At 65.5% G+C, this 1,161-nt stretch carries 2 protein-coding genes; both read right to left on the minus strand.

Annotated elements, in window-relative coordinates:
- Positions 1 to 945 (minus strand): HAD-IC family P-type ATPase (locus DYI24_RS26905; RefSeq protein WP_164574495.1); only part of this gene is annotated, 945 nt, incomplete at its 3' end.
- Positions 946 to 964: 19 nt separating this feature from the next.
- Positions 965 to 1,161 (minus strand): potassium-transporting ATPase subunit KdpA (locus DYI24_RS26910; RefSeq protein ID WP_205523715.1); only part of this gene is annotated, 197 nt, incomplete at its 5' end.

Raw genomic sequence — 1,161 nt, forward strand, 5'->3', positions numbered from 1 at the left:
GTCTGTGTCGGGCAGCGCCGTGTCGACGTCACCCGCGGCCTCGACGGCACGGCCCGACATCGCCAGCACGTTGAAGCGCACCAGCCGGTCCATGCCGGCAATGCCGATCGCCGACAGCAGCGCGCCGATGGTAGTCGGGATGAGCGTGACGAACAGCGCCACCAGGATCACGACGGAGATCTGCCCACCCGCATAGGCCGCGAAGCTCGGGATCGTCACGGTTGCGAACACGAAGATGATGGTGAGCCCGGCAAGCAGAATGTTCAGCGCGATCTCGTTCGGGGTCTTCTGCCGCTCCGCGCCTTCGACCAGCTTGATCATCCGGTCGAGGAACGAATGGCCGACTTCGGCGGTGATCCGCACCACGATCCGATCGGAGATCACCGTGGTGCCGCCGGTCACCGCCGAACGGTCACCGCCGGATTCCCGGATCACCGGCGCGGACTCGCCGGTGATCGCCGCCTCGTTGACCGAGGCCACGCCTTCCACCACCTCGCCGTCGCCGGGGATCACGTCGCCGGCTTCGACCAGCACCAGATCGCCGACCGCGAGATGCTCGGCCGCGACACCTTCATACAGCTCAGTGTCGCCCTGCATCAGCAGCCGCTTCGCAACGGTCCCGACGCGAGTTTCGCGCAGCGTATTGGCCTGCGCCTTGCCGCGCCCTTCGGCGACCGCTTCGGCGAAGTTGGCGAACAGAACTGTGAACCACAGCCACAGGATGATTTGGCCGGTGAACCACAGATCCGCGCTGCCGGTGACCAGATCTCGCACGAACAGCACCGTGGTCAGCGCCGCGACCACTTCCACCACGAACATCACCGGATTCTTGATCATCACCCGAGGATCGAGTTTGGCGAGCGATGTGCCGATCGCCGGCAACACGATCTTCGGGTCGAGCAAGGTCGACGACTTGCCGCGTGTCTTGATTTGAACCGCATCCATTGCAGTCACTCCGAATGTCTCAGAACAGGGTCTTGGCGGTCATCGAGAGCTGCTCGACGACCGGGCCGAGCGCGAGCGCCGGGAAGAAGGTCAGGCCGCCGATGATCAGGATCACGCCGACGACCAGGCCGACGAACAGCCCGCCGGTGGTCGGCAGCGTGCCGGCCGAAGGCGGCACCAGCTTCTTGCCCGCAAGCGATCCTGCGATCGCCATCG

The organism is Rhodopseudomonas sp. BR0C11, assembly GCF_010820945.1.
Classification (GTDB): Bacteria; Pseudomonadota; Alphaproteobacteria; order Rhizobiales; family Xanthobacteraceae; genus Rhodopseudomonas; species Rhodopseudomonas palustris_H.